Annotated in this window: 9 protein-coding genes; 5 read left to right on the plus strand and 4 right to left on the minus strand. The window is 71.0% G+C overall.

The window, feature by feature from the left end; translation table 11 throughout:
- The first annotated feature begins 79 nt into the window (after positions 1–79).
- Positions 80–1,753 carry a bifunctional lysylphosphatidylglycerol flippase/synthetase MprF gene (locus ASD47_RS22265; RefSeq protein ID WP_056761498.1) on the plus strand — a complete coding sequence of 558 codons (1,674 nt, stop codon included), beginning with the start codon at positions 80–82 and terminating at the stop codon, positions 1,751–1,753.
- On the opposite strand, the gene ASD47_RS22270 is transcribed toward ASD47_RS22265, so the two are convergent.
- Complete coding sequence (locus tag ASD47_RS22270) at positions 1,713–1,925, minus strand: hypothetical protein (protein WP_056761501.1); 213 nt, start codon at positions 1,923–1,925, stop codon at positions 1,713–1,715. The genes ASD47_RS22265 and ASD47_RS22270 overlap by 41 nt on opposite strands.
- A gap of 213 nt (positions 1,926–2,138) precedes the next feature.
- Between ASD47_RS22270 and ASD47_RS22275 the strand changes: the two genes are divergently transcribed.
- On the plus strand, positions 2,139–5,159 hold the full coding sequence (locus ASD47_RS22275) for an SEL1-like repeat protein (protein ID WP_056761502.1): 3,021 nt from the start codon (positions 2,139–2,141) through the stop codon (positions 5,157–5,159).
- 190 nt (positions 5,160–5,349) lie between these two features.
- Positions 5,350–5,829: a DUF3429 domain-containing protein gene (locus ASD47_RS22280; protein ID WP_056761506.1), complete on the plus strand. Its 480-nt coding sequence runs from the start codon at positions 5,350–5,352 to the stop codon at positions 5,827–5,829.
- A gap of 6 nt (positions 5,830–5,835) precedes the next feature.
- On the opposite strand, the gene ASD47_RS22285 is transcribed toward ASD47_RS22280, so the two are convergent.
- The 3 genes from ASD47_RS22285 to ASD47_RS22295 form a co-directional block, all read right to left on the minus strand.
- On the minus strand, positions 5,836–6,303 hold the full coding sequence (locus tag ASD47_RS22285) for a hypothetical protein (protein ID WP_056761509.1): 468 nt from the start codon (positions 6,301–6,303) through the stop codon (positions 5,836–5,838).
- 69 nt (positions 6,304–6,372) lie between these two features.
- Complete coding sequence (pdeM, locus tag ASD47_RS22290) at positions 6,373–7,077, minus strand: ligase-associated DNA damage response endonuclease PdeM (RefSeq protein WP_056761692.1); 705 nt, start codon at positions 7,075–7,077, stop codon at positions 6,373–6,375.
- A 22-nt stretch (positions 7,078–7,099) separates the two neighbouring features.
- On the minus strand, positions 7,100–9,661 hold the full coding sequence (locus ASD47_RS22295) for a ligase-associated DNA damage response DEXH box helicase (RefSeq protein WP_056761512.1): 2,562 nt from the start codon (positions 9,659–9,661) through the stop codon (positions 7,100–7,102).
- A gap of 121 nt (positions 9,662–9,782) precedes the next feature.
- Between ASD47_RS22295 and ASD47_RS22300 the strand changes: the two genes are divergently transcribed.
- Entirely contained in the window at positions 9,783–10,745 is a 963-nt protein-coding gene (locus ASD47_RS22300) for a tetratricopeptide repeat protein (protein WP_082564752.1), read from the plus strand.
- 49 nt (positions 10,746–10,794) lie between these two features.
- Positions 10,795–13,632 carry a helicase C-terminal domain-containing protein gene (locus ASD47_RS22305; protein WP_056761519.1) on the plus strand — a complete coding sequence of 946 codons (2,838 nt, stop codon included), beginning with the start codon at positions 10,795–10,797 and terminating at the stop codon, positions 13,630–13,632.
- The last annotated feature ends 65 nt before the right edge of the window (positions 13,633–13,697 follow it).

Raw genomic sequence — 13,697 nt, forward strand, 5'->3', positions numbered from 1 at the left:
GGGCGCCCGCTGGGGACAAGCCGCGCTATAGAGGATCGCGATGACGTGTCCCGCCGGGATTCGCCGATCAGGGGTCTAGATGTCCGCGCCGCAACTGAGGCCTGCCTTCCTCGCCGTCGCGCCGACGCTGTCGGCCATCCTGGCGGCCTGCGCCGGGATCCTGCTGCTGGCCTCGGGCGCGACCCCGTCCGAGCCGACCCGCTTCGCGATCTGGGTGGCGGTGGCCCCGGGGCCGCTGATCGAGGTCAGCCACTTCGTCTCCTCGATCCTGGGCCTGATGCTGGTCCTGCTGGCCTTCGGCCTGCGCGCGCGCCTGGACGCGGCCTGGTGGGCGGCGCTGTTCACCCTGGCCGGCGGGGCGATCCTGGCGCTGTTCAAGGGGCTGAACTGGGAAGAGACGGTCATCCTGACGGCCATCATGCTGGCCATGCTGCCGTTCCACGAGGCCTTTCCCCGCAAGGCGGCCCTGTCGCGGATGGAGATCACGCCCGGCTGGCTGCTGTCGGCCGCCGCGGCCCTGGTCGGGGTGGCGCTGTGCGGCTGGTGGACTTTCGCCCACACCGAATATGCCGACCAGTCGGTGATGAAGACGATCGGCGACCGCGAAGTGGCCCGCGCCATCCGCTCGTCGGCCGCCGCCGCCATCGTGCTGATGGCCATCGGCGTCTGGCGGCTGATCGCCACCCCGGCCACGCCGCCGGTGGTCGACGACACCGACCCGGAGTTCGACCGGGTTCGCGCCATCCTGGCCAAGGCCGAGAACGCCGAGCCGCCCTCGAACCTGGCCCTGCTGGGCGACAAGCGCTTCCTGTTCTCGGCCTCGGGCGAGAGCTTCCTGATGTTCGGCGTGCGCGGCCGCTCGTGGATCGCCATGGGGCCGCCGGTCGGGCGTGACGACGAGCGCATGGAGCTGTTCTGGCGGTTCCGCGAGCTGGCCGACGCCCACGCCGCCCGCGCCGGCTTCTACGCCCTGGGCCCCGCCGACCTGCCCGACAGCGTCGACCTGGGCCTGGCCATCCAGAAGACGGGTGAAAGCGCCGCCGTGCCGCTGGAGGCGTTCTCCCTCGCCGGCCGCCGCCGCGAGGTCCTGCGCCGCAACTGGCGCAAGGCCGGGGAGGGCGGGGCGGCCTTCGAGGTTCTGCCAGCCGACCAGGTCCACACGGTCATGCCGCAGTTGAAGGCGATCTCCGACGCCTGGCTGGCCCACCACGCCGGCGGCGAGAAAAGCTTTTCGATGGGCGGCTTCGACGAGCGCTACGTGGCCGAGTTCCCGGTGGCCCTGGTGCGGGTCGAGGACCGGATCGTGGCCTTCGCCACCCTGTGGACCACGGCCAACAAGGTCTCGTTCTCGATGGACCTGATGCGCTATTCCGATGACGCGCCCAAGAACGTCATGGACTACCTGTTCGTCGAGTTGCTGGGCTGGGGCAAGGAGCAGGGCTACCAGGCGTTCGAGTTCGGCGTCGCACCGCTGGCCGGTCTGGAAGACCGTCCGCTGGCGCCGATCATGTCACGCGTGGGCCGCCTGCTCTACGAGCGCGGCGAGGAAATCTACAATTTCCAGGGCGTTCGCCGCTACAAGGACAAGTACGATCCGGTCTGGCAGCCGCGCTACATTGCCGCGCCTCACAAGTGGGCGATCCCTTTTCTGCTCGCCGATATCGGCCTGCTGTCGTCCGGCGGCGTCTCCGGCCTGACCAAAAGGCCGCGACCTAGTAGCGCGGGTCGCCCGTCTTCATCCCCAGCAGGTTGAGGATATGGGCCGCCATCAGCAGGGCCACGACGGCGCCGGCCACCATCAGCGGCCGCCACGGCACCATGCGCGGACCCTTTAGAACATTGATCGGACGCGCGCCGCGCCAGCCGCAGAAGACGGCGAACAGCAGGGCGGCCACAGCGATGGCGAGGGTCGTCGGGAGGTCCATGCGCCTCTCATGGCCTGCGACAATCGGCCGTGCAAATAGTTAACGTTCATTAACCACAAGGAGCCGAATCTTAGGTACACACGTTAGGAAGGTGCGCCTGTTAACCATCCACAGTTAATCTTGACCATTGCTATATGTAGCGGTTTTGGTCGCGTTTACACGCTAGGAATCGGTGACTAGCGTTGGTTCCCAGGTGCAGAGGGAACGATTCGCATGACGGCCGCGGCGCCATGGAGCGTTAAGGGGATAGACCCCAAGGCACGGGAGGTCGCTAAGGACCTCGCGCGTCGCTCCGGCATGACCCTGGGCGAATGGCTCAATCGCATGATCATCGAGGGCGAGGGCTTCGACGCCGCGTCGCTCGAGGCGTTCGGCGAGCCTAGCCGCCCCTCCCTGGCCGTCAACAACGACCGCGCCAATCCTTCCTATTACGAGACCGCCCGCGGCGGCGCGCCCTCGCGCATCGAAGCCCGCGAGCATCCCGCCGACGAGGTCGGCCGGGTGGCCGTGGCCCTGGACCGGTTGACCGACCGCATCGAGGCGGCCGAGAAGCGTTCGGCCCAGGCCATTTCCGGCATCGACGAATCCGTGCGCGGCGCGCTGCAGCGTCTGGTCGCCGCCGAGCGCGAGCAGGTCGCCGTGGCCGCCCGCTTCGAGGGCGTGGCCGACGAGATCAAGTCCGAGCAGACCCGCGCCGCCGAACGGCTGCGCCGCATCGAGGCCGAAGCGGCCGGCCCGCGCTCGGCCGAAGCGCTCCGGGCGCTGGAAGGCGCCTTGGGCAAGGTCGCCGGCCACCTCTATGAAGGCGAGGCCCGCACCCGCGAGACGATCGCCCAGCTGGAACAGCGCCTGGACGCCCAGGCCGGCGCCGGCGTCGGCGATCCCTCGGCCCTGGTCGAAGAGGTCGTGGCCCGCCTGGGCCAGCGCCTGGAAGCCGCCGAGGCCCGCACGTCCGAGGCCCTGCAGGCCCTCAACACCTCGTTCAGCGCCCTGGACGGCCGTCTGCGGACAGTCGAGAGCAGCAACCCGGGCGAGGGCGTCCAGAAGCGTCTCGACGACCTGGCCGGCAGCCTGACGCAGCGCATGGAAGCCGCTCGGCTGGAAATGGCCGCCAAGCTGCGCGAATCCGCCGACGGCCGCTTCGACCGCATGGAGCGCAAGCTGGGCGAGATGACCGCCCACGTGCAGGCCGCCGAGCAACGCTCGGCCCAGGCCATCGAGCGCATGGGCCGCGAGGTGGTCGGCATGGCCGACGCCCTGAACCGCCGCGTCCAGACCTCGGAAGCCCGCAACACCGCCGCCATCGAGCAGGTCGCCGCCAGCATCGACCAGAAGCTGAACCGCGCCGACAGCGTCCAGGCCCAGGCGCTGGAGAAGCTGGGCGCCGAGATCGCCCGGATCACCGAGAAACTGGCCGAGCGGATCAGCAACGCCGAACGCCGCAACGCCCTGGCCATCGACGATGTCGGCGACCAGGTCACCCGCGTCACCGATCGCCTGAACCAGCGTCACGAACGCACCTCGCAGGAACTGGTCGACCGCATCCGCCAGAGCGAGGAGCGCACCGCTCGCCTGCTGGAGGAAGCGCGCGAGAAGATCGACACCAAGCTGGCCGAGGCCCAGCGCCGCGCCGCCGAACAGGTCGTCGCCGTCCCGGCCCCGCCGCCCGCGCGCCCGGCCCCGTCGCCGTTCGACGACGGCGAGCGTTTCTCGTTTGGCGGCGAGGCCGTTCCCGAAGACGTCTTCCACCAGCCGGCGCCCTTCATCCCGCCGCACGCCCCAGTCTCGACGCCCGCTCGCACCGCCGCGCCGGTCGTCTTCGACGTCCCTGTGTTCGAAGCGCCGGCCTTCCCGGCCAGCGAACCGCCGGCGCTGGAGTTCGGCGACGAGGATTTCGAGGCCGCCGACGGCTTCGTTTCGACGCTGGAGCCAGAAACGGCGTTCGAGCCGACCGCCGATGATGACGGCGACTTCTCGGCCCCCGACTTCTCGGCCCCCGAGTTCGCGAGCTCCGACTTCGCCGCGCCGGAGGAGCCGGTCGCGCCGTCGCGTCCGCTGTCGACCCGCGAGGTGATCGAGCAGGCCCGCGCCGCCGCCCGGCAGGCCGCCCTCTCTGGCGACGCCAAGGGCAAGGACAAGGCGAAGAAGACCGGAACCTCGCTGTTCGCCGGCTTCGGCGCCAAGAAGTCGGAGAAGAAGGTCAAGAAGGGCGCGGTGAAGACCGCCCTGATGGTCTCGGCCACCGCCGCTTGCCTGGGCGTGGCCTCGGCCGGCGCCATCATGAGCTTGGCCCAAGGTTCTGGTCCGTTGCCTGAACGCGTGGCCCAAGGCACGTCCAACAAATCCACCGGCGAGATCCGCGCCGCCGAGGCCGACACCAGCCCGACCGGCGCCCGCGCCGCAGTGGCGCTGACCTCCCAGGCTCCCGTCGAGGCGACCACGATCTCGACCGAAGGCGCGCCAGTCGCGGCCACGCCGCCCGGCGAGAACGCCCAGGCCCTCTATGATGACGGCGTGCGCCGCATCGAGGCCAAGGACCGCACCGGCCTGGACAGCCTGCGCAAGGCCGCCAATCTGGGCCTACCGCGCGCCCAGTTCTACCTGGCCAAGATGTACGAGGTCGGCGAGGGCGGGGTGAAGAAGGACCTGGTCGAGGCCCGCCGCTGGACCGAGCGCGCCGCCACGGCCGGCGAACCTCGCGCCATGCACAATCTGGCCCTCTACTACTACAAGGGCGAAGGCGGCGAGCGGAACTCGACCAAGGCCGCCAGCTGGTTCCGCAAGGCGTCGGACCTGGGCCTGGTCGACAGCCAGTTCAACCTGGCCCAGCTCTATGAAGGCGGCTGGGGCGTCAGCCAGAACCCCACCGAGGCCTACAAGTGGTACCTGATCGCCGCGCGGTCGGGCGACACGGCTTCCCGCGCCCGGGCCGCCGCCCTGCGCGCCCAACTGACCGCCGAGGGCCAGCGGATCGCCGAGCGTTCGGCCAGCGGCTTCCGCTCGCAAGCCGCCGCCCCCGTGCAAGCGGTCGCCTCGGCCGCCGCGCCCAGCGCGGGCCTGGCCACCGCCCAGCGCGCCCTGTCCAAGCTGGGCTACTACCAGGGTCCGCAGGACGGCGTGACCTCGCCGGCCCTGCAGATGGCCATCGCCGCCTACCAGCGCGACCAGAACCTGCAGCCTTCCGGCGCGCTGGACGGCGATACCCTGAGCCGCCTGTCGACCTGGGCCCGCTGATCCCGACGGCCTGTTTCGCCCCTGAAGCTGGATTTCCGAAACCTTTTTGGACGAGCATCCCAGGGTGCTCGTCCACAAGCTGTGTCCTGTGGCCAAATATCGTCCGTGGACCTATGGGCAGACCTCGGTAATAGTCGGTCCCTTCCGGGGGGAAGGGCGTGCGTCGGCATTCACGCCCGAAGGAGTAGGCATGGCGTTCGAAGCAGCAGCGGCCGATCATCCGCAGGATCGCGTGCCGGTTCCTCTGGCCGTATGGGTCTGCGGCCTGGCGACCCTGGTTCCGTTCGTGGTCTGCTCGGCGCTGTTCTGCTACGGCCCGATCGACATGCGCCAGGTGGCGCTGATCAGCCTGCTGGCCTATTCGACGGCCATGATGTCGTACCTGGGGGGCATACGCTGCGGCCTTGAGATCGAGCGCGCCCGCCCGCGCTGGATCACCCTGGGCCTGTCGCTGCTGTTTCCCCTGGCCGGCTTTGGCCTGTTGCTGGGCGGCCTGAAGTTCGAGCCGGCCTGGCAGCTTTCCGGCTTTCTGCTGGTCTTCATCCTCCAATGGCTGTGGGACGTGACCAACCACGAGGGGCCGGCCTGGCGCCCGCGCCTTCGCACCCTGCTGACCTCCGGCGCGGCCATCTCGCTGGCCTTCGCCCTGGAGCAGGCCCTCCACCTGTAGGAACGCCTACTGGGTGACGGCTACCGTTTCCGTGGCCGCCGCGTTCACCGCCGTGCCCGTGACGACGTCGGCCACCGGCGCCTGGACCGCGACCACGGCCGCACTGGCCTCCGATTTCGGCGCGTTGATCAGCGGCGTCGCCTCGTTGAGCGGGTCGGACACGCAGGCCGCCGCCACCTGTTTGCTCAGCTTTTCCGCCTTGCTGTCCTGCTTCATGCCCAGGGCCGCCGAGGCCACGGTGCCGGCCAACGGCACGACGGCGTTGCCGCCCACCTTCAACGCCTTCTTCACCAGGCCGGGCTCTTCGTAGTCGATCGCCTTGGCGCGCAGGGCCTTGCAAGCCTCGGTGTCGTACTTCGGGTCCTTGGCGTCGAGCTTGGCCACGGTCTTGACCGGGGCTTCTCCGGCCAGGGCGACCGCGGGCGCGCCCGACAGGACCAGAACGGCGCCGACGCCGATCAGGATCGGTCGCATGACGATACTCCTTCCAACGTCCCGGGGATCAAACGCCCAGGCGGGAAGGGTGATCCGTCCCGCCAGGCCTCAGTCCGGGCGCAGCGACTTCCAGCCGACCGCGTGCACTCGACGGGGGCCCAGGGCGGCGGCCAGGGCCGGTCCGCCGAACAGGGGGGCGAAGGCCTGGTCCAGGATGTTCAATCCGCCGGTGAAGGCCCCGAAGGCCGGCAGCACCAGGCGCGCGCCGTCGGTGACGAAGCAGCGCCGACGGATCGTGGCCCGGCCGCTGGTCACCCTGGCCGCCGGATGCAGGTGGCCGGCCACTTCGCCGGGCTGGGCGCCGGGCAGGGGCTCGTGGCGGAAGGTCAGGCCGGCGATCGCCGCCTCGTCGACCACGTCGCCGGGCAGGGCGCGGGGGCCGTCCTCGTCATGGTTGCCCACCGCCCAGACCAGTTGGCGACCCACGGCCAGGGCGGCGATGCGAGCGCGGTCCTCGCCCGGCAACCGATCCTCGCCGGCCCCGTCGTGGAAGCTGTCGCCCAGGAACACCAGGGTGGCGGGCGACAGGGCGGCCAGCTCGCGCTCCAGCCGGTCGAGGGTCTCGCGGGTGTCGTAGGGCGGCAGCATCTGGCCGAAGCGCGCGGCGTAGCTGCTGCCCTTCTCGAAGTGCAGGTCGGCCACCACCATTGTGCGCTCGGTTTCCAGCCATAGCGCTCCGGAGTGGCGCAGCACCGCGCGTGCGCCCGCGATCTCGAGCCGCAGGCCGCCGCAATCGCCGATCTGGAACGCCAGGCTGGTCACGCACACACTCTCATCAAGCCATCGCCTCGGCGATCAGGTCTTCCTCGGCCTCGGCCAGGATCATTTCGCCGGCCGCGTCGCCCGGCGCGCGCTCGCGGCCGATCTCCAGCATAATCGGCACGGCGATCGGCGACACGCGGTCCAGCGCCGCATGGCGGATGCGGCCCTGGACCCGCGCCAGCATCTCGCCCAGCCGCGCCACGTCCAGCGAGCCGGTCGCCGCGTCGGCGCGGGCGCAGCGCAGCAGCAGGTGGTCGGGCTGGTGGCGGCGCAGGACGTCATAGATCAGGTCGGTCGAGAACGTTACCTGGCGGCCGGACTTCTCCTGCCCCGGATGGCGACGCTCGATCAGGCCCGAGATCAGGGCGCAGGCCTTGAAGGCGCGCTTCATCAGGAAGCTTTCGGCCAGCCAGGCCTCCAGGTCGTCGCCCAGCATGTCCTGGGCGAACAGCTCGTCCAGGTCCAGGGCGTCCATAGGTTTCAGCGCCCAGATGTTGACCGCGTAGTCGTTGGCCACGAAGCCCAGCGGGCCGATGCCCAGCCGGTCCAGCCGCCGGGTCAGCAGCATGGCCAGGGTGGTGTGGGCCAGGCGACCCTCGAACGGATAGCAGACCAGGTGGAAGCGCTTGCCGTGCGGGAAGGTCTCCAGCAGCATCTCGTCGCGCTCGGGGATGATCGAGCGGACCTTCTGGTGGCCTAGCCATTCCTGGACGTCCGGGGGCAGGGCGGGCCATTCGGCCTCGTCGTGCATCATCGCCCGCACGCGGCCGGCCAGATAGGTCGACAGCGGGAACTTCGACCCGCCCCAGCTGGGCAGCATCGGATCCTTGTCCGGCGCCGGGCTGACGAAGGCGTCGGCCCCGACCAGGCTGTTGAATCGCCACACCTGGCCCGCGAAGATGAAGGTGTCGCCCGGCTTCATCTGCTCGAAGAAGCCTTCCTCGGCCTCGCCGACCTTGCGCCCGCCCATCGGCCTTTTACCGCCGCCGATCCGCACATTGATCATGGCCGGCGAGACGATGGCGCCGACGTTCATCCGGTGGGCCAGCACCGCCTGGGCGTTTCGGGCCCGCCAGAGGCCGTCCTGGCCGGGCACGATGCGGCGGAATTTGTCGTAGGTGCGAAGCGCGTAGCCGCCGGTCGAGACGAAATCGACGACGGTCTCGAAATCCTCCCACGACAGGTCGGCATAGGGGCCGGCGGTGCGGACCTCGTCATAGAGGTCGGTCAGGGCGAAGGGCTCGGAGCAGGCGCAGCCCATGATGTGCTGGGCCAGGGTGTCCAGCGTGCCGATCCGGGCCGGCTCGCCGTCCAGGTGGCCGCCCAGGATGGCGTCGGCGGCGGCGCGGCACTCCAGGTATTCGAAGCGGTTGGCCGGGGCCAGGATGGCGCGCGAGGGCTCGTCCAGGCGGTGGTTGGCGCGGCCGATCCGCTGGACCATCCGCGAGGCGCCCTTCGGCGCGGCCAGTTGGATCACCAGGTCGACGTCGCCCCAGTCGATGCCCATGTCCAGGGTCGAAGTGCAGACCACGGCCCGGATCGCGCCGCGCGCCATGGCGGCCTCGACCTTGCGCCGCTGCTCGGCCGCCAGGCTGCCATGGTGCAGGGCGATGGCCAGGCCGTCGTCGTTCAGCTTCCACAGCTCCTGGAAGGCAAATTCCGCTTGAAAGCGCGTGTTGACGAAGACCAGGGCGGTCTTGGCCCCTTTGATGATCTCGTAGATCTCGCCCATGGCGTGCTCGGCCGTGTGGCCGGCCCACGGCACGCGGCCGCCGGAGACCAGCACCTCGACGATCGGCTGCGCGCCGCCCGAGCCGAGGACCAGGTCCACATCCTTTGCTCCCCTCCCCCTTGTGGGGAGGGGTTGGGGGTGGGGGGCGGCCGGCAGGGCGGCAGACGCCGTGAGCGCGGTTCCCCCACCCCCTGCCCCCTCCCCACAAGGGGGAGGGGAAGAGTTATGGCCCAACCACCGCCGCACCAGGTCCGGGTCGTCCACCGTCGCCGACAGGCCCACCCGGCGCATCCGCGGCGCGAACAGCTGCAGCCGCGCCAGGCCCAGCGCCAGCAGGTCGCCGCGCTTGGTTGGCCACATCGCATGGGCCTCGTCGATGATCACGCAGGACAGGTCGGCGAAATAGGTGCGCGCGCCCTCCCAGGCGCAGAACAGCGCCAATTGCTCGGGCGTGGTCAGCAGGATGTCGGGCGGGCGCAGGCGCTGGCGCTGCTTGCGGGCCTCGCCGGTGTCGCCGGTGCGGCTCTCGGCGACGATGTTCAGGCCCATCTCGCGGATCGGCGTGGCCAGGTTGCGCTCGATGTCGACCGCCAGGGCCTTCAGCGGCGAGATGTAGAGGGTGTGCACCCCGGCCGGGGTGTTGCGCGGCGGGCGTTCGGCCAGCTCGATCAGGCTGGGCAGGAAGCCGGCCAGGGTCTTGCCGCCGCCGGTCGGGGCGATCAGCAGGGCGTCGCGGCCCTGCCGGCCCTTTTCGACCATGGCCAGCTGGTGCGGACGCGGCGCCCAGCCGCGCAAGGCGAACCACTGCTGAAAGCGGGGAGGAAGGGCGGTCGCCTCGGCCATTGACCGGCCTATAGCATGTTCCCGTTCCGTTTCCATGCGTCAACCTGTCTAAGTCCGGCCTTTTGACAAGGATGGTAGGCGGGGCTACCCGAAGGACAGGATCGCGAGGGGCGTGGCGCGCATGGGACGGATGGCTCGGAACGGCCTTGCAGGCTTGGCCTTGGCGGCGATGCTGGCGGTTGGTGCGCCGTCCCTGGCCGCGTCCGCTGCGCCGAAGGCCCCGGCGCGGGCCGAACTGCTGCGCCGCGCCCAGGCCGGCGATGTCGGCGCCTACGACCTGCTGGCCGACAGCTATCTGAACGCCAAGGGCGACCAGCGCGACGTCGAGGCCGCGGTGCGCTGGCTGAACGCCGGGGTCAAGGCCGGCGACACCGGCTGCATGATCGCCCTGGGCAACCTCTATTTCGTCGGCGAGGACCTGGACCAGGACGAGGCCAAGGCGCTGTCGCTGTACAAGGCCGCCGCCGCCAAGGGCGACGCCCTGGGCGCCTACAACGCCGGCCTGGTCTACGAGACCAGCGCCGAGGACCTGACCCAGGCCCTGGGCTGGTACTGGCGCGCCGCGGCGGGCGGCGATGAGGGCGGGATGTACAAGCTGGCCCTGGCCTATCAGCTGGGACGCGGCGTGACCGCCGACGAGACCCGGGCGGTCGCCTGGATGCGCAAGGCCGCCGCCGCCGGCTCGGTCGACGCGATCAACGACCTGGGGACCTACGCCCTGCAGGGCTACGGCATGCCGGTCGACGAGGGTCGGGCGCTGGCGCTCTATGCGGAGGCGGCCCAGCGCGGTTCGGCGGTGGCCCTGGCCAATGTCGCCGCCGCCTATCAGAACGGCGAGGGCGTCGACGTCGACCTCGAAAAGGCCCTGCGCCTTTATGTCCTCTCGGCCCGGGCCGGCAATTCGACGGCCTATTACGCGCTGGGCCAGATGTACGAGGATGGCGAAGGCGTGAAGGCCAGCCTGGCCAAGGCGGCGCAGCTCTATCGGATGGCCGCCGAGAGCGACGACCAGGAGGTGGCGCAAGCCGCGTCGGACGCCGCCGAGCGCCTCGAAGGCGGTTCGTCGGAAACCCCGATCGCCTGACGTTTCCGTTCGCATTTTGTTTCGGGCTCCGAACTGCTAACAAGGGGCCGTGAGCGCCCAGATTCCCACCCTCGATCTTGCCCCGGCCCTGGTGGTGCTGCCCGGGCCGCGGGCCGGCTATGCCGACGGGGCCACGGGCCGGTCGGGCGACGAAGGCGGCGGGCGGCCGCTGCGCACGCCCGACGCCCGCGACCTGTTCGAACACGGCCCTGTCCTGGTCGCCCACGCCTCCATGACCGCCAAGCGGCTGAACCTGCAGGCCCCGGCGCGCGGCCGCGGCGTGTTCGACGTGCTGGAGCTGTACGCCTTTACCCGCCCGGCCACCTTCTGCGCCCCGTCGGCGGTGGGGCTGGCCACCGCCCTGGGGCTGCCCGAGCCCAAGGGCGCTCCCGCCCAGGCCCAAACCCTGCGCGACGCGGCCGGCGCCCTGTTGCACGAACTGGCGATGACGCCCAGGCCGTCGCGCGAGGAGGCCCTGGCGGTCGCCGAGACCCTGGCCCGGGCCGGCTGGGCCTGGGGGCCGGCGGTGGTCGGCGCCCTGCGCTCGGCCCCGGTCGGCAACCAGTTCCGCAGCTCCGGCCTCGACGTCTGGGCTCGCGCGGTGGAGTGGGAAGACCAGGCGCCGCCCGGTGAGCCCGGCTCGCGCCCGGTCGATCCTGAACGCGCCAGCGAACGTCTCCGCGAGCTGCTGCAGCGCTCGGGCCTGGACGAGGCGCGCGAGGCCCAGGACACCTTCGCCCGCGAGGCGGCCTACGCCTTCGCCCCGCGGGAGCGCGAGGGCGAGCCGCAGATGATGCTGGCCGAGGCCGGCACGGGCGTCGGCAAGACCCTGGGCTATCTGGCGCCGGCCTCGGTGTGGGCCGAGATGAACGGACCCTCGGTGTGGATCAGCACCTATACCCGCGCCCTGCAGCGGCAGATCGAGCGTGAGAGCCATTCGATCTATCCCGACCCGCTGGTGCGGGCCCGCAAGGCGGTGGTCCGCAAGGGGCGCGAGAACTACTTGTGCCTGCTGAACTTTCAGGAACAGGTCAACACCGCCCAGCTGGGCAACGGTGACCTGATCGGCCTGGGCCTGGCGGCCCGCTGGGCGCGCGCCAGCCGCGACGGCGACATGACCGGCGGCGACTTTCCGGCCTGGCTGCCGACGCTGTTCGCCATTCCGCCCTCGGTCCAGGCCGGGCCGGCCAACCTGGTCGACCGGCGGGGCGAGTGCATCCACGCCGGCTGCCAGCACTACCGCGTCTGCTTCATCGAGAAGGCCGTGCGGGCCAGCAAGCGCGCCGACATCGTGATCGCCAACCACGCCCTGGTGCTGAGCCAGGCGGCCTTCGACGGGGCCCGGGCGGCGCGCGGCCTGAAGGGCGACAACGAGACCACTTCGCTCAAGCGCATCGTCTTCGACGAAGGCCACCACCTGTTCGACGCCGCCGACAGCGCCTTCTCGGCCGCCCTGTCCGGGGCCGAGGCGGCCGAGCTGCGGCGCTGGCTGCGCGGACCCGAAGGCCGCGGCCGGCGGGGCCGAGGGCTGGAGGCCCGGCTTCTGGACATCATCGGCGAGCGCGAAGGCGCCCGCGGCGCCTTGAACGCCGCCCTGCACGCCGCCGCGGCCCTGCCCGGCGAAGGCTGGTCAGGCCGGATCGCGCCGCCCGACGGTCAGGTCAATCCGATCGGGCCTATTGAAACATACTTGGTCTCGGTGATTGAACAGCTGCGGGCTCGAGTCACCGACCGTCCCGGCGCGGCCGAGCAGGGCCTGCAATGCGCCGCCCGCCCGGCCATCGAGCTGGTGCGCGAGCGGGCCGGCGAGGCGGCCAAGGCCCTGGCGGCCATCGAGGCGCCCCTGCTGGCCCTGGCCCGCCATCTGGAGGACGTGCTCGACGAGGAGGCCGACACCCTGCCCACCTCGGAGCGGGCGCGGATCGAGGGCGCCCTTCGCGGCCTGGATCGCCGGGCGCGCATGACCCTGCCGGCCTGGCGCTCGATCCTCAAGGCCATCGACGAGGACGCCGAGGACGACCCGGAGTTCGTCGACTGGTTCGAGGCCACGTTCCTGTACGGCCGGGTGGTCGACGCCGCCTGCCGCCGCCACTGGGTGGACCCGACCGAGCCGTTGCGCGCGGCGGTGCTGTCGCCCGCCCACGGCGTGCTGGTGACCAGCGCCACCCTGACCGACCCGGCCCTGGAGGACCCCTTCGCCCTGGCCGAGATGCGGACCGGCGCCGCCCGCCTGCCGCAAAGCCCCAAGGTGCTGCGCCTGGTCTCGCCGTTCGACTACGAGAAGAACGCCCGCGCCTTCGTGGTCACCGACGTCGGCAAGGATGATCCGCGCCAGGTGTCGGCGGCGATGCGCGAGCTGTTCCTGGCGGCCGGTGGCGGGGGCTTGGGCCTGTTCACCGCCATCCGCCGGTTGAAGGCCGTGCACGAGCGGATCGCCGCGCCCCTGGCCGACCAGGGCCTGGCGCTCTACGCCCAGCACGTCGACCCGCTGGAGGCCGGCGCCCTGGTCGACATCTTCCGGGCCGAGGAGGACGCCTGCCTGCTGGGCACCGACGCCATCCGCGACGGCATCGACGTGCCGGGCCGCAGCTTGCGCCTGCTGGTCTTCGACCGCGTGCCCTGGCCCCGTCCCGACGTGTTGCACAAAGCCCGCCGGGCGCGGTTTGGCGGCAAGGGCTATGACGATTCGACCGCCCGCGCCCGCATCAGCCAGGCGTTCGGCCGTCTGATCCGCCGGGCCGACGACCGGGGGGTGTTCGTGATGCTGGACGCCGCCGCGCCGACGCGCCTGTTCTCCAGTTTGCCCGAGGGCGTGACGATCGAGCGGGTCAGCCTGGTGGAAGCGATCGAGGCGACCGCCGCATTTTTGTCGGAAGATCGTTCTTAATCAGCGCGATACCAAGTTTGGGTAGAGCGTCCGAAAAGGACGTGTTCGGTCGCGTTTCGGGGAAG

Origin of the sequence: Caulobacter sp. Root1472 (assembly GCF_001426985.1) — a bacterium.
Taxonomy (GTDB): Bacteria; Pseudomonadota; Alphaproteobacteria; order Caulobacterales; family Caulobacteraceae; genus Caulobacter; species Caulobacter rhizosphaerae.